Source organism: Bordetella genomosp. 6, from assembly GCF_002119705.1.
GTDB classification, from domain to species: domain Bacteria; phylum Pseudomonadota; class Gammaproteobacteria; order Burkholderiales; family Burkholderiaceae_B; genus Bordetella; species Bordetella bronchiseptica_F.
Map to the genome: position 1 here is coordinate 4514707 of NZ_CP021107.1, position 19441 is coordinate 4534147.

The 19441-nt window shown below is 68.8% G+C and carries 18 protein-coding genes; 5 read left to right on the plus strand and 13 right to left on the minus strand.

The annotated features are described in order from the left end of the window. Positions 1-189: 189 nt before the first annotated feature. The 4 genes from CAL11_RS21230 to CAL11_RS21245 form a co-directional block, all read right to left on the minus strand. Entirely contained in the window at positions 190-1038 is an 849-nt protein-coding gene (locus CAL11_RS21230) for an FAS1-like dehydratase domain-containing protein (RefSeq protein WP_086094161.1), read from the minus strand. Between the two features lie 63 nt (positions 1039-1101). Then, the gene (locus CAL11_RS21235) at positions 1102-2040 is read right to left on the minus strand and encodes an electron transfer flavoprotein subunit alpha/FixB family protein (RefSeq protein ID WP_086094162.1); all 939 of its coding nucleotides are present in this window, start codon (positions 2038-2040) and stop codon (positions 1102-1104) included. A 9-nt stretch (positions 2041-2049) separates the two neighbouring features. Further along, entirely contained in the window at positions 2050-2805 is a 756-nt protein-coding gene (locus tag CAL11_RS21240; RefSeq protein ID WP_086094163.1) for an electron transfer flavoprotein subunit beta/FixA family protein, read from the minus strand. Positions 2806-2822: 17 nt separating this feature from the next. Next, on the minus strand, positions 2823-3989 hold the full coding sequence (locus CAL11_RS21245; RefSeq protein ID WP_086094164.1) for an acyl-CoA dehydrogenase family protein: 1167 nt from the start codon (positions 3987-3989) through the stop codon (positions 2823-2825). 113 nt (positions 3990-4102) lie between these two features. Here CAL11_RS21245 and CAL11_RS21250 point away from each other — a divergent pair, with 113 nt between their 5' ends. Further along, positions 4103-5032 (plus strand): LysR family transcriptional regulator, encoded by a 930-nt coding sequence (locus CAL11_RS21250; protein ID WP_086094165.1) that lies wholly within the window; start codon positions 4103-4105, stop codon positions 5030-5032. 23 nt (positions 5033-5055) lie between these two features. Here the strand turns inward: CAL11_RS21250 and CAL11_RS21255 are convergent, their stop codons facing one another. The 6 genes from CAL11_RS21255 to CAL11_RS21280 form a co-directional block, all read right to left on the minus strand. Continuing rightward, positions 5056-6237, minus strand: a complete 1182-nt coding sequence (locus CAL11_RS21255; RefSeq protein ID WP_086094166.1) for a CaiB/BaiF CoA transferase family protein — start codon at positions 6235-6237, stop codon at positions 5056-5058. Between the two features lie 50 nt (positions 6238-6287). Then, positions 6288-7139, minus strand: coding sequence for an IclR family transcriptional regulator (locus CAL11_RS21260; RefSeq protein WP_050458097.1), 852 nt, complete (start codon positions 7137-7139; stop codon positions 6288-6290). Positions 7140-7152: 13 nt separating this feature from the next. Further along, positions 7153-9099 (minus strand): AMP-binding protein, encoded by a 1947-nt coding sequence (locus CAL11_RS21265; protein WP_033462833.1) that lies wholly within the window; start codon positions 9097-9099, stop codon positions 7153-7155. 12 nt (positions 9100-9111) lie between these two features. Continuing rightward, positions 9112-10317: an acetyl-CoA C-acetyltransferase gene (locus CAL11_RS21270; RefSeq protein ID WP_086094167.1), complete on the minus strand. Its 1206-nt coding sequence runs from the start codon at positions 10315-10317 to the stop codon at positions 9112-9114. A gap of 103 nt (positions 10318-10420) precedes the next feature. Further along, positions 10421-11170, minus strand: a complete 750-nt coding sequence (locus tag CAL11_RS21275) for an SDR family NAD(P)-dependent oxidoreductase (protein WP_033462835.1) — start codon at positions 11168-11170, stop codon at positions 10421-10423. Between the two features lie 25 nt (positions 11171-11195). After that, positions 11196-12071, minus strand: a complete 876-nt coding sequence (locus CAL11_RS21280) for a MaoC/PaaZ C-terminal domain-containing protein (RefSeq protein ID WP_033463093.1) — start codon at positions 12069-12071, stop codon at positions 11196-11198. Between the two features lie 238 nt (positions 12072-12309). Here CAL11_RS21280 and CAL11_RS21285 point away from each other — a divergent pair, with 238 nt between their 5' ends. The 4 genes from CAL11_RS21285 (at position 12310) to CAL11_RS21300 (ending at position 15462) form a co-directional block, all read left to right on the plus strand. Next, on the plus strand, positions 12310-13458 hold the full coding sequence (locus CAL11_RS21285) for an acyl-CoA dehydrogenase family protein (RefSeq protein ID WP_033462836.1): 1149 nt from the start codon (positions 12310-12312) through the stop codon (positions 13456-13458). Between the two features lie 42 nt (positions 13459-13500). Beyond that, positions 13501-13725 carry a hypothetical protein gene (locus CAL11_RS21290; RefSeq protein ID WP_086094169.1) on the plus strand — a complete coding sequence of 75 codons (225 nt, stop codon included), beginning with the start codon at positions 13501-13503 and terminating at the stop codon, positions 13723-13725. Between the two features lie 121 nt (positions 13726-13846). Further along, positions 13847-14656, plus strand: coding sequence for an IclR family transcriptional regulator (locus CAL11_RS21295; RefSeq protein WP_086094653.1), 810 nt, complete (start codon positions 13847-13849; stop codon positions 14654-14656). Continuing rightward, a complete protein-coding gene (locus CAL11_RS21300; RefSeq protein ID WP_086094170.1) occupies positions 14653-15462 on the plus strand; it encodes an IclR family transcriptional regulator in 810 nt (269 codons plus the stop codon). The genes CAL11_RS21295 and CAL11_RS21300 overlap by 4 nt, the downstream gene beginning before the upstream one ends. Positions 15463-15473: 11 nt before the next feature. Here the strand turns inward: CAL11_RS21300 and CAL11_RS21305 are convergent, their stop codons facing one another. The 3 genes from CAL11_RS21305 to CAL11_RS21315 are packed head-to-tail and all read right to left on the minus strand — an operon-like array spanning position 15474 to position 19268. Then, positions 15474-16994 carry a class I adenylate-forming enzyme family protein gene (locus CAL11_RS21305; RefSeq protein ID WP_086094171.1) on the minus strand — a complete coding sequence of 507 codons (1521 nt, stop codon included), beginning with the start codon at positions 16992-16994 and terminating at the stop codon, positions 15474-15476. A gap of 13 nt (positions 16995-17007) precedes the next feature. Then, positions 17008-18291: an acetyl-CoA hydrolase/transferase family protein gene (locus CAL11_RS21310; protein ID WP_086094172.1), complete on the minus strand. Its 1284-nt coding sequence runs from the start codon at positions 18289-18291 to the stop codon at positions 17008-17010. A gap of 11 nt (positions 18292-18302) precedes the next feature. Next, the gene (locus CAL11_RS21315) at positions 18303-19268 is read right to left on the minus strand and encodes a Bug family tripartite tricarboxylate transporter substrate binding protein (RefSeq protein WP_086094173.1); all 966 of its coding nucleotides are present in this window, start codon (positions 19266-19268) and stop codon (positions 18303-18305) included. Positions 19269-19441: the final 173 nt, after the last annotated feature.

Here is a 19441-nt window from a genome sequence, read left to right on the forward strand (position 1 = left end):
CCACACCGCACGCCGGCGACAGCTGGCCGGCGCGCAGCGGCACCGGCATTCAATCCAATCGCGCCAGCACGCGTCAACGCAGGCGCCGCATTGTTCCGTACATCGACGGGGACACAACGGCGCCTCGCGCCGCCACCCGGGGTTGCCCCCTCCCCGCGCCCCTGCATGGCGCGCCGGGACGGGCAGGGTTCATTCGATTTCCGCGCTGGCCTGCATGGCCAGTTGCCCCTGCGGGCCGCGCGCCCACAGCTGGGCGGTGTTGCCCGCCACTTTGCCGTTGACCGAGAACGCCGCCGTGTCGAACAAGGGGCTGACGGCCTTGAACTCGAACCCGCGGACGGTCTTGCCAGGATGGGCCCGGCGCAGTTCTTCCATGAGCAGGGTGGCGATCAGCGGGCCATGCACCACCAGGCCCGGATACCCTTCTTCCTGCATGGCGTAGGGGCGGTCGTAGTGAATGCGATGGCCATTGAATGTCAGGGCCGAAAAGCGCATGAGCAGCACCGGGTCGGGCGTGACGACGCGCGAATACTGCTCGTCCGCCGGGGCCGGCGGAGGCTGCGGCGCCGGCGCGCCCGCGGCGGGCGCGTCGCGATACACGATGTCCTGCTCTTCGCGGATGGCCACGCCCGCGTCGTCGCCGATCTCGTGCAGCACCGTCACGAAAACCAGCTGGCCGCTGCGGCCCGACTTGACCTGGACGTGCCTGATCGTGGACAGGCGCGTGACCGCCGCCCCCACGGCCAGCGGGCGCAGGAACCGCAGGCGGCCGCCGGCCCACATGCGGCGCGGCAGGGTGATGGGCGGCAGGAAGCCGCCGCGCCGGGGGTGTCCGTCGGAGCCGATGTTGGACTGGCGCTCGCCGGGCAGGAAGTACAGCCAGTGCCACAGCGGCGGCAGGTGCGCCGGCAGCGCCGACGCCTGCTCGTCGTCCAGCGTGGCGCGCAGCAGGCGGATCGGCGTCGAACCGATCTGGTCCGCGCTGGTTTCGGTGCGGCCGACCCAGGCGTCGTAGGACGGCGGATTCTCTTGATGCATGCCAACTCGCTCAAAAAAAGCCGGCCGCGCATCCGCGCGACCGGCGATGGCAACCGTCGCGCCTCAGAGGGCGTCGATCAGCTCCGGGACCGCCTGGAACAGGTCCGCCTCCAGGCCGTAGTCCGCCACCGCGAAGATGGGGGCCTCGGCGTCCTTGTTGATCGCCACGATGACCTTGGAATCCTTCATCCCGGCCAGGTGCTGGATCGCCCCGGAAATGCCCACCGCGATGTACAGCTGCGGCGCCACGATCTTGCCGGTCTGGCCGACCTGCAGGTCGTTGGCCGCGTAGCCGGCGTCCACGGCCGCGCGGCTTGCGCCGATCGCCGCGCCCAGCTTGTCGGCCAGCGGGGTGATCACGTCGGTGAATTTCTCGGCCGAACCCAGCGCCCGGCCGCCCGATACGATGATCTTGGCGGCCGTCAGCTCGGGACGGTCGCTCTTGGTGACTTCGCGGCCCACGAAGCGGCTCTTGCCGCCGTCGGCAACCGCCGCCGCCGTCTCCACGGCGGCCGAGCCGCCGGTCGGCTCGGCGGCGTCGAAACCGGTGGTGCGCACCGTCACGACCTTGACGGCATCGGCGCTTTGCACCGTGGCGATGGCGTTGCCCGCGTAAATGGGGCGCTCGAACGTATCGGCGCCGACCACCCTGGTGATGTCGCTGACCTGGGCCACGTCCAGGCGGGCCGCCACGCGCGGCGCCACGTTCTTGCCGCTGGCGGTGGCGGGAAACAGGATGTGGCTGTAGTTGCCGTCCGCCTGCGCGGCCAGCACCTGGGCGGCCAGGCTCTCGGCCAGCCCGTCCTTGAGGCTCGCGCCATCGGCGTGGACGACCTTGGAAACGCCGGCGATCCGCGCCGCGGCCTGCGCCGCGCCGGCGGCATTGTCGCCGGCCACCAGCACGTGCACGTCGGCGCCGCAGGCCAGGGCGGCCGTGACGGTATTCAGCGTGGCCGGCTTGATCGAAGCGTTGTCGTGTTCTGCAATAACGAGTGCGGTCATTTCTGTTACCTATCCTTGGATCACTTTTGCTTCGTTCTTCAGCTTTTCCACCAGCGCGGCGACATCGGGCACCTTCACGCCGGCGGCGCGCTGCGGCGGCTCGCTCACCTTGAGCGTCTTCAGGCGCGGCGCGACGTCCACGCCGAGGTCCTCCGGCTTGATCGTGTCGAGCGGCTTCTTCTTGGCCTTCATGATGTTGGGCAAGGTGACATAGCGCGGCTCGTTCAGGCGCAGATCGGTGGTGATGACGGCCGGCATGTCCAGCGACAGGGTTTCCAGCCCGCCGTCGACCTCGCGCGTCACGCTGACCTTGTCGCCGGCCAGCTCGACCTTGGACGCGAAGGTGGCCTGCGGCAGGTCGGCCAAGGCCGCCAGCATCTGGCCCGTCTGGTTGGCGTCGTCGTCGATGGCCTGCTTGCCCAGGATGACCAGGCCGGGCTGCTCGCGGTCCACCAGGGCCTTGAGCAGCTTGGCCACCGCCAGCGGCTGCAGCTCGGCCGCGGTCTCGACCAGGATGGCCCGGTCGGCGCCGATGGCCAGGGCCGTGCGCAGGGTTTCCTGGCACTGCGCCACGCCGCACGACACCGCGATCACTTCGCTGGCCTCGCCCTTCTCCTTCAGCCGCACGGCTTGCTCGACGGCGATTTCGTCGAAGGGGTTCATGCTCATCTTGACGTTGGCGATATCCACGCCCGTGTTGTCCGACTTCACGCGGACCTTCACGTTGTAATCCACCACGCGCTTGACGGGAACGAGAATCTTCATGGGGCCATCCTTCGGAATCAGTAGGAGCGGGGCAGCTGCAGCACGTGCTCGGCCACATACCCCAGAATCATGTTGGTGGAAATCGGCGCCACCTGGTAGAGACGGGTCTCGCGGAATTTCCGCTCCACGTCGTATTCGCAGGCAAAGCCGAAGCCGCCATGCGTCTGCAGGCAGGCGTTGGCGGCCTCCCAGCTGGCCTTGGCCGCCAGGTACTTGGCCATGTTCGCCTCCACCCCGGCGTTCTGGCGCGCGTCGATCTTGCTGCACGCCTGCCAGCGCATCAGGTTGGCGGCCTCCAGTTCGATGAAGCATTCGGCCAGGGGAAACTGGATACCCTGGTTCTGGCCGATCGGCCGGCCGAACACCTTGCGCTCGTTGGCGTAGTCGCGCGCCTTCTCGAGGAACCAGTAGCCGTCGCCGATGCACTCGGCGGCGATCAGCGTGCGCTCGGCGTTCAGGCCTTCGAAGATCACCTTCAGGCCCTTGCCCTCGGTGCCCAGCAGCGCATCCTCGGGCAGCTCCAGGTTGTCGAAGAACAGCTCGTTGGTCTCGTGATTGACCATGTTGAGGATGGGTCGCACGGTCAGGCCGTTGCCGATGGCCTTGTCCAGTTCGATGATGAAGCACGACAGGCCGTCGCTGCGCTTTTGCACCTGCTCCACGGGCGTGGTGCGCGCCAGCAGGATCAGCAGGTCGCTGTGCTGCACCCGGCTGATCCAGACCTTCTGGCCGTTGACCACCCACCGGCCGTCCTTCTTCACGGCGGTGGTCTTCAGCTTGGTGGTGTCGCTGCCGGTGGTCGGCTCGGTCACCCCCATGGACTGCACGCGCAGCTCGCCCGAGGCGATCCGCGGCAGGTACTTGCGCTTCTGCTCCTCGGTGCCGCTGAACACGATGGTGTTCATCACGTACATCTGGCCATGGCAGGCGCCCGAGTTGCCGCCGCTGCGGTTGATCTCCTCCATGATGACCGAGGCCTCGGCCATCGAAAGCCCCGGACCGTCGTATTCCTGCGGGATCAGCGCGGCCAGCCAGCCGGCCTTGGTCAGGGCATTGACGAACTCCTCGGGATAGCCGCGCTTCTCGTCGATCTGCCGGTGGTACTCGGGCGGGAACTGCTTGCACAGGCTACGCACCGCATCGCGGATTTCCTGATACTGGTCGGGGGCAGAAAGTGCGCTCACGGTAGGTGTCTCCAGAGAATAGTGAGATATGCAATAACAATAGTATTATTTGATCGATCTTAAAAAAAATAGAATTTCCTGATCGAAGCATCAATTTTTTGCATTGGAAGGCCATGGACATCAAGCAACTGCGCGCGTTCGTCACCGTGGCGGAAACCGGCAACGTCACCCGCGCTTCCGGCCTGCTCAACCTGGTGCAACCCGCCGTCTCGCGCCAGCTGCGCCTGCTGGAGCAGGATCTGGGAACCGAGCTGTTCGACCGCGGCCGCCACGGCATGCGGCTGACCCCCAACGGCAAGACCATGCTGGAATACGCGCGCCGCATCCTTGGCGAGGTGGCGCGCGCCAAGGCCGAGATCCAGCCCACCGAGGGGCCGGTGGCCGGCATCGTCAGCATCGGCCTGCTGGCCAGCACGTCGGACCTGCTGGCCACGCGGATCGCCGCCGAAGCGGCGCGGCGCTATCCGCAGATCCGCCTGCGGCTGACGATAGGCTACGCGGGCCACCTGCGGGAGTGGCTGGAGGCCGGCGACCTGGACGCGGCCCTGCTGTACGGAAAAAAGGACATCCCGGCCCTGCACGTCAAGGCCCTGCTGGAGGAAAACCTCTGGGTCGTGGCCCCGCCATCGGCCCGGCTGGCGCGCACGCGCGCGCAATCGCTCGAACGCATCAGCCGCCACCCCTTCATCCTGCCCGCCGCGCCCCAGGGGCTGCGCGCCGTCATCGAGCATGCGGCCGCCGAGGCGGGCGTGACGCTGCGGATCTTCGCCGAAACCAACGCATTGAGCGTCCAGAAAGACCTGGTGACGCAAGGCCATGGCTGGACCATACTGCCGGCGGCGAGCGTCGCGCCCGACGTGGAAGGCGGCCGGCTCAGCGCGGCGCCGCTGGCCGGCGGCGGGCTGAAGCGAACCATCGTGCTCGGCGCGGCCAGCAGCCGGCAGGCCACCACGCCGGTGCGGTGCGTGGTCGGCGTGCTGATCGATTGCGTCAAGGCCACGCTCGATGAACGGCGCTGGCCGGACGCCCGCTGGCTGGGTTAGGCGCATCGCGATGTCCGCGGCGCCTATATGACCCGCCGCCGCCGCAGGTCGGCGATGGCGTGCGGGTCGACGCCCAGGTCGGCCAGTATCGCGTCGGTATGCTCGCCGTTGAGCGGCGCGCGCCGCTCGATGGCGGGCGGGGTGCGCGACAGCGAAACCGGCGTGCTGAAGATGGGCACCTTCCCGGGCGCGCCGGGGTAGTCCATCCATTGGATGAGGTTGGCCGCCCTGACCGTCTCGTCCTCCAGCGCCTGGCGCGGCGAATTGACCCGGCCGGCCGGAATTCGCGCCTGCTCCAGCAGGGCAAGCGCCTCGTCCAGGGTCTTGTCCCCGCACCAGTCGCTCATGATGGCGCTCAGGACCTCGCCATGCTCGCCGCGCAGCCTGTCGTCGGCGAACCGGGCGTCCTCGAACAATTCGGGGCGCTCCACCAGCCGCGTCCAGCGCTTGAACATGGCCTGGCCGATGACCTGGGTGATGAACCAGCCGTCGCGGGCCTTGAAGATATCGGACGGCGCATAGCCGGAAGCCCGGTTGAGCGTGGCCTGGCGGTCCAGCCCCAGCAGGGCCTCTTCGATCAGCGCGCCGCTGGCCATGTTCAGGCCCGTGCACAGCAGCGAGGCGCTGACCTCCTGGCCCTTGCCGCTGCGCTTGCGCTCGTACAGGGCCAGCATGGTGCCCAGCGCGCAGGCGAACGAGGTGGCGAAGTCCACCACCGGCACCATGGCCTTCTGCGGCTGGTCCGGCGTGCCGGCCATGTACACGGCGCCGCTCAGCGCCTGCCCCACGCCGTCGAAGCCCACCCGGTCGCGCACCGCCTCGGCATCGCCGAACGCGTTGGAAGCCACCAGGATGATCCCGGGGTTGATGCCGCTGAGCGTGCCGTAATCCAGCCCCAGGCTTTTCAGCGTGCGCGGCGGCATGTTGGCGATGACCACATCGGCGCCGGCCACCAGCTTGCGCACGATCTCGCGCCCCTGCGGGCTGTCCAGGTCCAGCGTCATCGAGCGCTTGTTGCGGTTGAGCTGCAGGAACATGGCGCCCTCGCCGCCTTCGGTGACGGGCACGATATAGCGGTCCTCGCCGCCCTCCACGCGGTCTATCCTGATGACGTCGGCGCCGTAGTCGGCCAGCAGGGCCGCGCAGTAGGGGCCGGCGATGAAACGGCCAAAATCAAGCACCTTGATGCCTTCGAGTACCTTCATGAACTGTTTCTCGTTTTCCGTGATTCCGGCGCATGCGCGCCGCACTGGGCTCAGTGCCCGATGACGTTGAATTCGGTTTGCAGGGCTTCCCGCATCGCGAGCAGGCGCGGCCCGAGTTCGCGCGCCACGCGCGCCCGGGTCATGGTCTGGCTCGTGCCGATGCAAGCCAATACGAATGGGGAGCTTCCTTCGAGCAGCACCGGCGTGGCCAGGGCCCCCAGTTCGGGGTCCCATTCGCCGATGGACGTGCAGTATCCGGTTTCGCCGACCTGCGCCATGCCCTCCCAGACGCGCCGCCGCAGGCGGCTCCAGTCGCGGGCCATGCGCCGCTCCACGTTGTCCAGCAGATAGCAGCGCTCCAGCTCGGGCAAGGCGGCGAGCATCGACCAGCCCATCGGGGACTGCGCGATGCCCACCCGCATGCCCACGTGCAGCGGCAGCGCCACCGGAGACTCCAGGCTGCGCCGGCACTCGAGCACGACCAGGTCCAGCCGGTCGCGCGCGGCCAGGCACACATGCACCTTGTGCTGCCGCGCGAAGGCCGCCATGCGCTCGCCCGCCAGCCCCTGGATGGCCGAATGGGCAATGGCCGCATAGCCCAGGCCCAGCACCGCCGGCGCGAGCCGGTACTTGCGCTCCGCCTCGTCGTGCAGCAGGTAGCCCAGGTGCACGAGCGACTGGGCGATGCGCGACACCGTCGAAGGCGGCAACCCCGTGCGCTGCGCGAGCTGGCCATTGCCCAGCCAGCGCTCCTGCGGCGAGAACGCCGAGATCAGCACCAGCGCGCGGACCAGCGGCGTCACCACCGTCAGGCCCGGCTCGGGGCGCAGCCAGGCGGACATGTTGAGCAACGCGGGCTGCACAACGCCGGGTTTGCGGGCGGCGGGGGGGCCGGAGCTCATCGCCAGCGCGGCCTCAGGCCGCGGCCGCGCGCACTTCGTCGAGCGCGGCCGGGTTGTCCAACGAAGAAAGATCCCCCGGCGGCTGTCCGCAATACACGCTGCGGATGACGCGCCGCATGATCTTGGAACTGCGCGTCTTGGGCAGCTGGCTCACCACGTGCACCCGGCCGGGCCGGAACGGGCGGCCCAGGCGCTTGTCCACGTGGCCGATCACGGCGGCCTGCAGCGCGTCTTCCGGAACGCTGACGCCCGGCCTGGGCACGATGAACACCACCAGCTTCTGGCCCTTGGCCGCGTCGGCCACCCCGATGGCGGCCGCCTCGGCCACGTCATGCAGCTCCAGGACGACCTCCTCCACCTCGGCCGGGCCCAGGCGCTTGCCGGCGACCTTCAGCGTGTCGTCCGAACGCCCCATCATGAAGAAATTGCCTTCGGGGGTGCGCAGGGCCAGGTCGCCATGCACCCAGATGCCCGGGATGGCCTGCCAGTAGGTTTCGAGATAGCGCGCGTCGTCGTGCCAGAACGATTGCGTCATCCCCACGAAGGGCGCGCGCACCGCCAGTTCGCCGACCTCGCCGGTCACGCTGTTGCCTGCGGGATCGACGACGTCGACGGCCACGCCCGGAGAAATGGTATTGAAGCCGCTGGGCGGGATCGGCCGGATCGGCACGCTCGACAGCAGCGCGCCGGACACCTCGGTGCCCCCGGTGTAATTGACCAGCGGCGCCGAGCCGTCGCCGAAGCGCTGCTGGAACCAGATGAAATGCTCGGGCGCGATGCCCTCGCCCGCCGTGATCAGCACGCGCACCGTGGCGCGCTCGCCCGCCAGCGCCAGCGTCTCGTTGCTGGCCATGCCGCGGATCAGCGTGGGCGCCGAGCCGAAGTGCGTCACCTTGTGGCGCTCCACCACCCTGGACATGCGCGACCAGTCGGGATAGTCCGGCGCGCCGTCATAGCACACCAGCGTGGCGCCGCGCAGCAAGGCGCAGCCCAGCACCAGCGTGCCGGCGATCCAGCCCATGTCGGCCGGCCAGCAATACACGTCGCCCGGATGGACGTCGAAATGCACCAGCGAATCGTGCGCGATCTTGATCGGGAAGCTGCCGTGCGTGTGCACGACGCCCTTGGGCTTGCCGGTGGTGCCCGACGTGTAGATCACCATGAAAGGCGTATCGGGCGTCACCGACACGGGATCCTCGCCCTGGCCCTGCGCGGCCGTGGCCACCTGCTGCCAGTCCAGGTCCCGCTCGTCCTGGGCGCTCTCGCCTTCGGCGCGCTTCCAGACCACGTTCTCGAGCAAGGGCAGCTGGCGCCACGCGTCGCGCAGCGCGCCCTGCACGTCCACGCGCTTGGTGCGGCGCTGAAAGCCGGTGGACGCGATCACCATGCGCGCCTCGGCGGCCGACAGGCGGGCCACGATCGCGTCGACGCCGAAACCGCTGAACAGCGGCACGACCAGGGCGCCAAGGTGCACGATGGCCAGCAGGGACACCGTGGCGTCGACGCCGTTCTCCATCAGCAGGCCGATGCGGTCGCCCGGCTTGGCGCCGTGCCGCGCCAGGCCGGCCGCGAAGTCCCGCACGCGGGCCTCGAGTTCCTGGTAGGTCAGCGAACTGACGCTGCCGTCCTCGCGCTCGCCGATCACGGCGGTCTGCCCCGCGGTGGCCGGATTCCTGGCCCAGGCGTAGATGGTATTGACCCAGTTCAGCCTGCCGCCAGGAAACCAGCTGGGAAACTGCGGCCCGCGCGCCAGGTCCACATAGCCCGTGGGCGGCTTGTCCCACGCGATCGCGCACTCGCGCATCACAGTGTTCCAGTAGCGCTCGGGCTCCTCCACCGACAGACGCATGAGGTCGTCGTACGAAGCGGCGCCCAGGGTGCGTATCAGCTGCGCGATACCGGAGTTCTGCAGTTCGCGCTGGCCCGGCTGCCAGACATGGGAGGGATCGTTGGTATGCATCGTCTTGTCTTCTCAGGCGCGCTCGACAATCATGGCTATGCCCTGGCCGCCGCCTATGCACATGGTCTCCAGGCCGTAGCGGGCCCGGCGCCGCTGCATTTCGTGCAACAGCGTGGTCATGATGCGCACGCCGGTCGCGCCGACGGGGTGGCCCAGCGAAATGCCCGAACCGTTGACGTTGAGCCGGTCCTCCAGCGCGTCCATCGAACTTCCCCAGCCCTTGACGCAGGCCAGGGCCTGGCAGGCGAACGCTTCGTTCAGCTCGATCAGGTCCATCTGGTCGAAGCCCAGGCCGGTGCGCGCCAGCACCTTGCTCACGGCCGGAACCGGGCCGATGCCCATGCGCGCCGGATCGCAGCCGGCCGCGGCCCAGCCGACCAGCCAGCCCATGGGTTCGAGGCCGAGCTCCTCCAGCTTGTCCTCGGCGACGATCAGGCATGCCGCCGCGGCGTCGTTCTGCTGGCACGCATTGCCGGCGGTGACCACGCCCTCTTTCATGATGGTGCGCAGCCTGGCCAGGCTCTCGGCGCTGGTCTCGCCGCGCACGCCTTCGTCCTGGCCGACCAGCAGGGGCTCGCCCTTGCGTTGCGCGACCGGGATCGGAACGATCTCCGCATCGAAATTACCCGCCGCCTGCGCCGCGGCCGCCCGCTGGTGGCTGCGCGCGGCGAAAAGATCGGCCTGCTCGCGGCTGATGCCGTACTCGCGCGCCAGCGTCTCGGCCGTCTCGATCATGCCGCTGATGCGGCCGAAGCGGCTCTCGGGCTGCGAGCGCTCGCGCCCCCGGTCAAGACGATCGTGCAGCGTGACCGAGCCGGCGCGCTTGCCCCAGCGCATATCCGTCGTGTAGTGCTCGACGTTGCTCATGCTCTCGACGCCGCCGGCCATGACCACATCGGCCGCGCCCGTCTGCACCATCATGGCCGCCGTGGCCACGGCCTGCACGCCGCCGCCGCAGCGGCGGTCCAGCTGCATGCCGGCCACTTCGATCGGAAAGCCCGCCTGCAGGGCCACCCAGCGCCCGGTGCAAGGCGTCTCGCCGCTGGCGTAGCTCTGGGCGAACACCACGTCGTCGATGCGGGCCGGGTCCAGGCCCGTGCGCTGCACGATGGCGCGCGCCACGGCGGCACCCAGTTCTTCCACGGGAACCGCCTTCAATGCCCCGCCGAATGCCCCCACGGGCGTGCGCAGCGGAGAAACTATGGCTGCTCGTCTCATTTCAAACACCTATGCATATTGATGGAAAACCAGGTGCTGGCGCTTGTCCGGAAAGCGCCACACATTATTGCCTTCTATCCCGGCCCGCGCAGCAAGGGCGCGTTCAGCCGTAGCGGCCGCCCGTCACGTGCAGCACCTCCCCGCTGATGAAGCCGGCGCGCTCGCTGGCCAGGAAGGCCACGGCGTCGGCGATGTCGTCGGGCTTGCCCACGCGCTTGATCGGCTGGGCCGCGACGGCCTGTTCCTTGATGGTTTCGTAGGTCGACAGGGCCTGGACCATCTCGGTTTCCATGAAGCCCGGTGCAACGCAATTGCAGGTGATGCCGTAGCGCCCTTCTTCCTTGGACAGCGCCTTGGCCAGGCCGATCAGGCCGGCCTTGGCGGCCGAATAATTGGCCTGGGTCGGATTGCCCAGGTGGGCGCGCGAACTGATGTTGATGACGCGGCCCCAGCCCTGCTCGATGAAATGCGGCATCACCGCCTTGGCCGCCAGGAAGGCGCCCTTGAGCATGACCGCCATCACGAAGTCCCAGTCGTCCTCGCTCATCTTCACGAGATACTTGTCGCGCGGCGCGCCGGCGTTGTTCACCAGGATGTGCACGCCGCCGAAATGCGCCACCGTCTCCTCGACCAGGCGCTGCACGTCGGCGGCCTTGGTCACATCCCCGATGATGCAATGGGCGGCCAGGCCGTCGTCCTGCATGCGCCGGGCCGTCTCCCGCGCCAGTTCGGCGTTGATGTCGGTGATGACGACCTTGGCGCCTTCCTCGGCCAAGCGCCGCGCCGTGGCGGCGCCCAGGCCGCGTGCCGAACCGGTAACAATGGCTACTTTGCCAGTCAGACCCAGATCCATTTCCTCTCCTGTTGAAATCGTTCGTTCAGCGCAGTTCGACCCGCGAATTGTTCAGCACCACCACATCGCGCTCGACCGCGGTGGTGCGCAGCGATACCGTGTTGCCATCGACCCACATCTCGGTGCGCAGCGTATCGCCGGGCCAGGCCGGCGCCGTGAACCGTACGCGCATGCCCTGGAAGCGCGTATCGTCGTAGTCCAGCACCGTGCGCAGCACGGCGTGGGCGGCCACCCCCATCACGGCCATGCCATGCAGGATGGGCCGCGCAAAGCCCGCCGCGGCGGCCACCGCCGGGTCGGCATGCAGGGGGTTGAGGTCCGCGCTCAGCCGATAGATCAGCGCCAGCTGCGCCGGCGTCGCCAGCTCGCAGACGTGATCGGGCGCGCCCTCCGGCATGGCATGGGCGGCCGGCGGCGCGCCCGCGCTGCCGCCCTCCCCGAAGCCGCCGTCGCCGCGCAGCAGGCTCAGCTGCACCACGGAGGCAAGCAGCTGGCCGCTCGCCGCGTCGGTGATGTCGCGCGTCTGCTGCAGGAAGGCGCCCTTGCCTGGCCCTTTGTCCCACAGCCCGGTGATGCGCGTCGCGCCCGTGACGCGCCCGCTGGCCGGCAACGGCGCGTGGATATGGATTTCCTGCTCCGCGTGCAACAGCTTCTGCCAGGTGATCCCGGTATCGCTCTCGCGGGCCCAGAACCCGGGATAGGCCAGGATGTTGGCCATGGTGGGCATGGCGCGCAGCGAATTGCCGTCCTGCCCTTCGTAGACATAGCGCAGCTGGCCGCCGTCCATGGGATCGGCGCCCAGCCCCAGGCCCAGGGCGTAGAGGGCGGTGTCGCGCAGCGAATAAGCATGCTCGATGACCGGGAAAGAGCGGGCAAGCAGATGGCGAGGATCGATGGACATGGCGGGCAGGTAGGCTGGGAACTGCCGCATACGATGAAAGCCGCGCCCGCTCCGGTCAACCACTATCCGCACTTTGTTCCGTACCTTGGCAAGGGCTTGCAGCGGCGTCCCCCGAATCCGCCCACGCGAAGGCCGCCAATCCAATTCCATCTTTCGGAACAATCATGGCAAAGCGCTTGCCCCGCGCCCGCGCCGGGCGCAGCATCGGCGCATCGCTTCCCTTTTTCCACTACCCGACATGATCCGCGACCAAGAAACGCTCAACGGCCTGCTCGACACCATCTCCCGCTTCGTGCGTGAACGCCTGATTCCCAACGAGGAACTCGTGGCCGAAACCGACGAAATCCCCGCAGACATCGTCGCCGACATGAAGGCCATGGGCCTGTTCGGCCTGACCATCCCCGAGCGGTTCGGCGGACTCGACCTCACCATGGAAGAGGAAGTGCTGGTCGTGTTCGAGCTGTGCCGCGCCTCGCCGGCGTTCCGCTCGCTGCTGGGCACCACGGTCGGCATCGGCTCGCAGGGCATTCTGTTCGATGGTACGCCCGAGCAACAGGAGAAATACCTGCCGCGCCTGGCCACGGGCGAAATCATGGCGTCGTTCGCGCTGACCGAGCCCGAGGCCGGCTCCGACGCCGCGTCCCTGCGCACCACGGCCATCAAGGACGGCGACGCCTACGTCGTCAACGGCACCAAGCGCTTCATCACCAACGCCCCGCACGCCGGCATGTTCACGCTCATGGCCCGCACCAACCCGGCCGAGAAAGGCGCGGCCGGGGTATCGGCCTTCATCGTCGACGCGGGCACGCCGGGCATCAGCTTCGGCAAGCGCGACAGAAAGATGGGGCAAAAGGGCGCGCACACGTGCGACGTGATCTTCGAGAACGTGCGCGTGCCCGCCGCCAACCTGATCGGCCTGAAGGAAGGCCAGGGGTTCAAGACGGCCATGAAGGTGCTGGAGAAGGGCCGGATCCACATCGCGGCCGTGTGCGTGGCCGTGGCCGAACGCATGCTGGACATGGCGCTGCGCTATGCGGCCGAGCGCAAGCAGTTCGGCCAGCCCATCGGCACCTTCCAGCTGGTGCAGGCCATGCTGGCCGACAGCAAGGCCGAGATCTACGCGGCCCGCAGCATGGTGCTGGACGCCGCCCGCCGCCGCGACGACAAGCTGCCCAACTCGACCGAGGCCTCGTGCGCCAAGATGTTTGCCTCCGAGATGTGCGGCCGCGTGGCCGACCGCGCCGTGCAGATCTTCGGCGGCGCGGGCTACATGAGCGAGTACGCCATCGAACGCTTCTATCGCGACGTGCGCCTGTTCCGCATCTACGAGGGCACCACGCAGATCCAGCAGACCGTGATCGCGCGCAACATGCTGCGCGAGCTGTAGGCCCCGAACCCGCGCGACACCGGCGATCCGAACCACCAGGCCATGACTACCGCCATCAAGAGCATGCTCGTCGCGAACCGTGGCAAGATCGCGGTCCGGGCGATGCGCGCCGCCGCCGAACCGGGCATCAAGGCCGACGAAAGCTGCGTGATCGGCCCGGTGCGGCGGCGCAACCAGCAAGTCATCGAACGCGCGCGCGCCCCCCATCTCCGCGACGCCGGACCCCAGGCCTTGTTCGAGGCCCGCGGCCACTTGGCCGCGCCATAATCATCTTCGGGCGCCCGCCCCACGGACGGCCCGGCCAGGGTGGCGGGAAAACCCTAATCGTTTTTCGGCGCCAGCTTTATTCTAATGAATGTTAGTTTGATAAGTGTGTTTCGCCAACGGCATGCTTCCCCGATTTCCTGACCCTTCACCGGCTGCCCAGAGCCGTCGCCCGACCGTCGCGCCGTTTGCCAGGGCGCTGTCCGTCCTGGCGTCGTTCTCGCCCGGGGACCAATGGCTGAGCAACAGCGAGTTCGTCGCCCGCACGGGCTTGCCGGCGTCCACCGTGACCCGCATGACCAGCACCCTGGTCACGCTCGGCTACCTGCATTGCGCCCCGGACACGCGCCGGTTCTGTCTCAGCTCGTCGGTGCTGGCGCTGGGCTATGGCGCGGCGGTCGACGCCGAGATCCACCGGCCCACCAACCAGCTCATGCGCGTGTTCGCCGAACACCACCAGGTCAACGTGCAACTGAGCTGCCGCGACCGGCTGGACCTCGTGGTCATGGACAGCTGCCTCACCGACGCCCTGCCCGCCTTGCTGCAACCCGGCGTGGGCACCCGCCTGGGCATGGCGTCCTCGGCCGCCGGCTGGGCCTTGCTGGCCTGCCTGCCCGAAGCCGAGCGCGATTACCTACTGCGCGCCCGGCCGCACGCGCCCGCCGAACCGAAAAGCGGCTGGAACCCGATGCGCCGGCACGCCAACGAGGCCATTCTCCAGGTTCGCAAGGACGGCTTTTGCGTGGCCCTGGGCGAGTCCGGCCATCCCATGACCATGGTGGCCGCGCCCATCCGCCGGCCCGGCCTGGCGCCCCTGGCCGTCAGCTGCATGGGGCCCGCCACGCGCATCGGCCGGGCCCGCAGCACGCGCGAGCTGGGGCCGGCGCTGGTCCGCATGGTCGAGGAAATCCAACGAGTGTGGAATACGTCATGACATCCCTGCCCGACGCCGTCGACGAGCATGACTCGGAAAGCGCCGCCCTGATGACGGTGGAGCGCGGCCTCAAAGTGCTGCGCGCCTTCCGCTCCGACCGCACGCCCCTGAGCAACGCCGAACTGGTGCGGCGCACCGGCCTGCCCAAGGCCACCGTATCCCGGCTGACATCGACCCTGCTCCAGGTCGGCTTCCTGCGCCAGGTGCCCGGCCGCCGCGAATTCGAGCTCGCGGCGGGATCCCTCGGCATCGGCCATGCCTACCTCGATACCAACGAAATGCTGCAGGCCGCGCAGCCGCTGCTGCAGAACCTGGCCGACCAGCTCGACGTCTCGGTCGCGCTGGGCATCCAGGACGGCCTCGACCTGCTCTACATCGGCTACCGGGTCAGCCGCAAGGTGGCCACGCTGCGCCTGGGCGTGGGCTCGGTATTGCCCATGAGCACGACCTCCATAGGACGCGCCTACCTGTGGGCGCTGCCGTGCGACCAGCAACGCCAGCTGATCGCCGAATACAAGCGCCACGCGGGCGACGAAGGCGACGCCCTGGAACGCTCCATCCACGCCTCCTTCGACGAACTGGCGTCCACGGGCACGTGCGCGGTCATGGGCGGCTACCAGCGCAGCACCTTCGGCGTCGCCATGCCCATCTGGGCGGGCCGCCAGCGCATTCCCATCTCCATGAGTTGCGGCAAGGCCGACGTCGAACTCGATCTGCAGGCCGAACGCGAACGCATCGCGCCCGCGCTCAAGCAGACCGCCGCCGCGCTGCAGGAATTGCTGGCCGACTTCGACGGCCAGCTGTAGCCCGGCCAGGGCTACAGTTTCTCGAGCAGGCGCCGACGCTGCAGCTTCCCGTTCGCGCTCACCGGCAGCTCATCGATGGCAATGATGCGCGCGGGCCGCTTGTAGGGCGCCAGCTGCGTGCGCAGATGCTGCCGCAAGGCCGCCATGTCGGGCGGATTGGCGCGATCCTGCACCACGAAGGCAATCACGGCCTCGTTGCCGTCGTCTTCCTTCCGGCCCACGACCGCCGAGCGCAGAATGCCCGCGAAGCCGTTGAGCACGTGTTCGACTTCGGCGGGATAGACGTTGAAACCCGAGCGGATGATCATTTCCTTGATGCGGCCCACGACGAACAGCGCCCCATCGGCATGCAGCTCGCCCAGGTCGCCGCTGGCGTACCAGCCGCCGTCGCGCATCACCTCCGCCGTGGCCTGGGCGTCGCGGAAATACCCAGGCATCAGGCCCACGCCGCGCAGCCAGATTTCGCCGCGCTCGCCCGCGGGCAGCGGGCGGCCCGTGGCCGGGTCGACGATGCACAGCTGCGCGCCGGCGAAGGCGTAGCCGGAACTGGTGTCGGCGCGCGACTCGCCCAGGCGCGTGGCATGCAGCGACCCGGCGTACTCCGACAGGCCGTATCCATGATGCAGGGTCTGCCCGAAGACGGCCTCGACCTCCTGCTTGAGCGCCATGTCCAGCGGTCCGGCGCCTGCGTACAGATAACGCAGCCGAGGCGCCTCGGGCCGCTCGATGCCATGCTCGGCGCAATACTGGAGCAGCCGCGCAAACAGCGCCGGCGGGCCCTGCACCTGGCTCACGCACCGGTGCGCCAGCGCATCGAACAGCTCCGCCGGGTCGAACTGCGGACGCATTTCCAGCGCGGCGCCGGCATGCAGCGACGCCAGCAACACCGTACCCAGTCCGAAGATATGGGTCATGGGCGCGTAGGCGTAGACCTTGTCCCGCTCATCCAGCGCACGCGATTCGGCCGAGACGCGGGCAAAGTGCAGCACCCCGCGGTGGGTCATCATCACGCCCTTGGGCATGCCCGTCGTGCCCGATGTGAAGATGATGGCCGCCACCTCTTCGGCCAGCGGGCCGGTCTCGGCCACCGCCTCGGCGCGCACCGCCGACCGCACCAGGCCGTCGAGGCACGAGGGCCGCACGTCGTGGCGCAAGGCATGGGCCATGGCGGCTTGCGACACGCCGGCGGTAAAGTAGGTGACCCGCGCACCGGCCTTGGCGGCGAAGGCCTCGACCTCGCCCTGCGCCATGCGCGCGTTGACGCCACAGGACCAGGCCCCCACGCGGCTGCACGCCATCAGCAATGCCGCGTGCTCGGCGCAGTTCTCGGCCACCACCAGCACGCGGTCGCCCACGCGCACGCCATCGGCGCGCAGCTCGCGCTCCAGCCGCCCGGCCATGCCACCCAGGTCGGCGTAGCTCAGGGTCCGGTCCGGCAGGTGGATGAAGGCGCGCTGCGGCGCCTCGACCAGCCAGCGGTCCAGCAACTCATGGATGCGTTCGCTCATCGCTGGACTCACCTCGCTTGCCATGGGCGCCGGCCGCTCATGCGAAAGCGGCGCCGCACCGGGCCAGGGCCTCGTGCGCCTGGCGCTCCAGCTCGGCGCGGTGCTCGGGCGCCGCGATATCCAGCATGCGCCGCACCCGGCGCGACAAGGGCAGTCCACGCAAGTCGGCCACGCCGTGCTCGGTGACGATCAGGCCCGCATCGCAGCGCGGCGTGCTCACCGGCCCCGACAGCTGCGCCACGATGCGCGTGGCGCCCTTGGCCGTGGCCGGCAGGGCCACGATGGGAACGCCGCCCTTGCTGCGCGCGGCGCCGCGCAGGAAGTCCACCGCGCCGCCCAGGGCGCCGACGTAGACCCCGCCCGCGACCTCGGCGTTGACCTGTCCGGTCAGGTCCACCTCGACGGCCGAGTTGATGGCGACCAGCTGGTTCAAGCTGGCCAGCACCTGCGGATCGTGCGTGTAGTCGGTGCCCCGCAGCATGAGCCGCGGGTTTCGATGCGCCCACTTGCGCAAGCGCGCCCCGCCGGTCAGCACCCCCGCGATGCCCACGCCTTCGTCGCGGCCCTTGCGGGCGTTGGTCAGCACGCCGGCCTCGGCCAGCGCCACGATGCCGTCGCCGGCCGCCCCGGTGTGCAAGCCCAGGTCGCGCCGGTCCTGCAGCGCCGACAGGACCGCCTCGGGCAGCTTGCCGATGCCCACCTGCAAGGTCGAGCCGTCCTGCACGTGGGCCGCGATATGGCCCGCGATCGCCTGTTCCACCGGGCCAGGCGCGGCGCTGGCGGCATCCAGCGGCGGGTGCTCCGCCTCCACCAGCAGATCGAAGTCGCCGGCACGCAGATACACGCTGCCGTGGGTCCAGGGAATCTCGGGGTTGACCTCGGCGATCACCACTCGCGCGCGATCCAGCGCGGCGGTCAGGTACTCATGCACCAGGCCCAGGCTGTAGCGGCCGTCTTCGTCCGGCGGCGACACCTGCAGCAACACCACGTCGGCGGGCAGGACACCGGCGCGAATCAGCGCTGGCAACTGCGAGTAATGACTGGGCACGATGTCCAGCACGCCCGCCAGGGCCAGCTGGCGGTGCGAACCGCTAGCCGTGTAGCCGAAGAAGTCGATCACGTCGGCCAGGCCGGGATGCAGCGTATCGGACGCGCCTATGCCGACGAACACTTTCAGCCGCCCGCCATGGGCCAGGACATGGCGATGCTGGGCGACTGCCCGCGTCAGCGTGAGCGGTTCGGCGGTGGCCTGTCCCCACCACAACGTGTCGCCCGCTCTCAGCAGGCCCTGCAAACGATCGATCGAGAGACGCTTTTCCATTGTTTCCCTATTCAGCGGGCCTGCACGCCTGCCAGTTCGGACAGGCGTTTGGCCTTGTCGAACTCCCCCGGGGCCGAAACCTTGAGTTCGGCGGGCCCCTGGATGGCCACGTCCAGCCCCTGCTTCAAGCACAATTCCTTGAATTCCGGCTGCGCCGCCGCCGCCGTGAACGCATCGCCCAGGGTTTGCACGATGGGTTCGGGCGTGCCCGCGCGCACCAGCGCGAGAATGGGCGCGACGAAGTCGTAGCCCTTCAGGCCGGATTCGTCCAGCGTCGGAACCTCAGGCAGGGATGCCGAGCGCTTGAGGCTGGTTACCGCAAGGATGCGGATTTTCCCCGCCTGCAGCAAGGGGATCGTCACGCCCGTGCCATTGATGCCGACCTGGGCCTGGCCAGACGCCACCTCCATCGCCGCCTGCGAGGCCGACTTGTACGGAATGTGGCGCAACTCCACCTTGGCCTGGTTGAACATCATCACCGCGGCCAGGTGCGACGAGGTGCCCACGCCCGGCGAGGAATAGCTGATGGTGTCCGGCGCCTTCCTGGCCGCCGCGAGCAGATCCTCGACGGTCCGGAAAGGCGAGTCCGCCGGCACGAAAACCACCATGGGCGACTGAGCAAACACGCCCACTGGTATGAAATCCGCTTTCGCGTCGAAGTTCAGCTTGCTGTAGATCGCGGGCAGCATGAAGTGCGCGCCGGTGGAAAACAGGACGGTGTAGCCGTCCGGTTCGGTCCTGGCCACGAAATCGGTGGCCAGCACGCCGCCCGCGCCGGCCTTGTTCTCGACCACCGCCGGCTGGCCCAGCTTCGCGGCGGCCTGGTGGGCCAGGAAGCGGGCCGTGATATCGGTGCCCGTACCCGGCGCATTGCTGACAATGACGCGCACGGGCTGGTCGGGATAGGAAGCGGCATGCGCCCAGATGGGCAAGGCCACGCTGGCGATGGCCAGGCAGAAGAAACGGCGGTTGATCATCGAGTCTGTCTCCGATAGGTGGAAAGGGCGCCGACTTCGCATGCCGCCCCTGGCCAATACCGGCCTGGCAGCTTGCCGTCGGTCTGGCTGCGAATATTGCCACCGGCCTGGGCCGCGGCAACCGGCGGCGACGGCTTGTTCCGTACATCAGCACCACGCCCGATGCGAAAGGC

Bases quoted from the DNA above. Each gene is read 5' to 3' on its own strand.
- CAL11_RS21265 (WP_033462833.1), bottom strand. From the start codon at position 9,099: ATGCATACCAACGATCCCTCCCATGTCTGGCAGCCGGGCCAGCGCGAA.
- CAL11_RS21285 (WP_033462836.1), top strand. From the start codon at position 12,310: ATGATCCGCGACCAAGAAACGCTCAACGGCCTGCTCGACACCATCTCC.
- CAL11_RS21235 (WP_086094162.1), bottom strand. From the start codon at position 2,040: ATGACCGCACTCGTTATTGCAGAACACGACAACGCTTCGATCAAGCCG.
- CAL11_RS21240 (WP_086094163.1), bottom strand. From the start codon at position 2,805: ATGAAGATTCTCGTTCCCGTCAAGCGCGTGGTGGATTACAACGTGAAG.
- CAL11_RS21310 (WP_086094172.1), bottom strand. From the start codon at position 18,291: ATGGAAAAGCGTCTCTCGATCGATCGTTTGCAGGGCCTGCTGAGAGCG.
- CAL11_RS21230 (WP_086094161.1), bottom strand. From the start codon at position 1,038: ATGCATCAAGAGAATCCGCCGTCCTACGACGCCTGGGTCGGCCGCACC.
- CAL11_RS21270 (WP_086094167.1), bottom strand. From the start codon at position 10,317: ATGAGACGAGCAGCCATAGTTTCTCCGCTGCGCACGCCCGTGGGGGCA.
- CAL11_RS21300 (WP_086094170.1), top strand. From the start codon at position 14,653: ATGACATCCCTGCCCGACGCCGTCGACGAGCATGACTCGGAAAGCGCC.
- CAL11_RS21260 (WP_050458097.1), bottom strand. From the start codon at position 7,139: ATGAGCTCCGGCCCCCCCGCCGCCCGCAAACCCGGCGTTGTGCAGCCC.
- CAL11_RS21290 (WP_086094169.1), top strand. From the start codon at position 13,501: ATGACTACCGCCATCAAGAGCATGCTCGTCGCGAACCGTGGCAAGATC.
- CAL11_RS21250 (WP_086094165.1), top strand. From the start codon at position 4,103: ATGGACATCAAGCAACTGCGCGCGTTCGTCACCGTGGCGGAAACCGGC.
- CAL11_RS21255 (WP_086094166.1), bottom strand. From the start codon at position 6,237: ATGAAGGTACTCGAAGGCATCAAGGTGCTTGATTTTGGCCGTTTCATC.
- CAL11_RS21275 (WP_033462835.1), bottom strand. From the start codon at position 11,170: ATGGATCTGGGTCTGACTGGCAAAGTAGCCATTGTTACCGGTTCGGCA.
- CAL11_RS21305 (WP_086094171.1), bottom strand. From the start codon at position 16,994: ATGGCAAGCGAGGTGAGTCCAGCGATGAGCGAACGCATCCATGAGTTG.
- CAL11_RS21315 (WP_086094173.1), bottom strand. From the start codon at position 19,268: ATGATCAACCGCCGTTTCTTCTGCCTGGCCATCGCCAGCGTGGCCTTG.
- CAL11_RS21280 (WP_033463093.1), bottom strand. From the start codon at position 12,071: ATGTCCATCGATCCTCGCCATCTGCTTGCCCGCTCTTTCCCGGTCATC.
- CAL11_RS21295 (WP_086094653.1), top strand. From the start codon at position 13,847: ATGCTTCCCCGATTTCCTGACCCTTCACCGGCTGCCCAGAGCCGTCGC.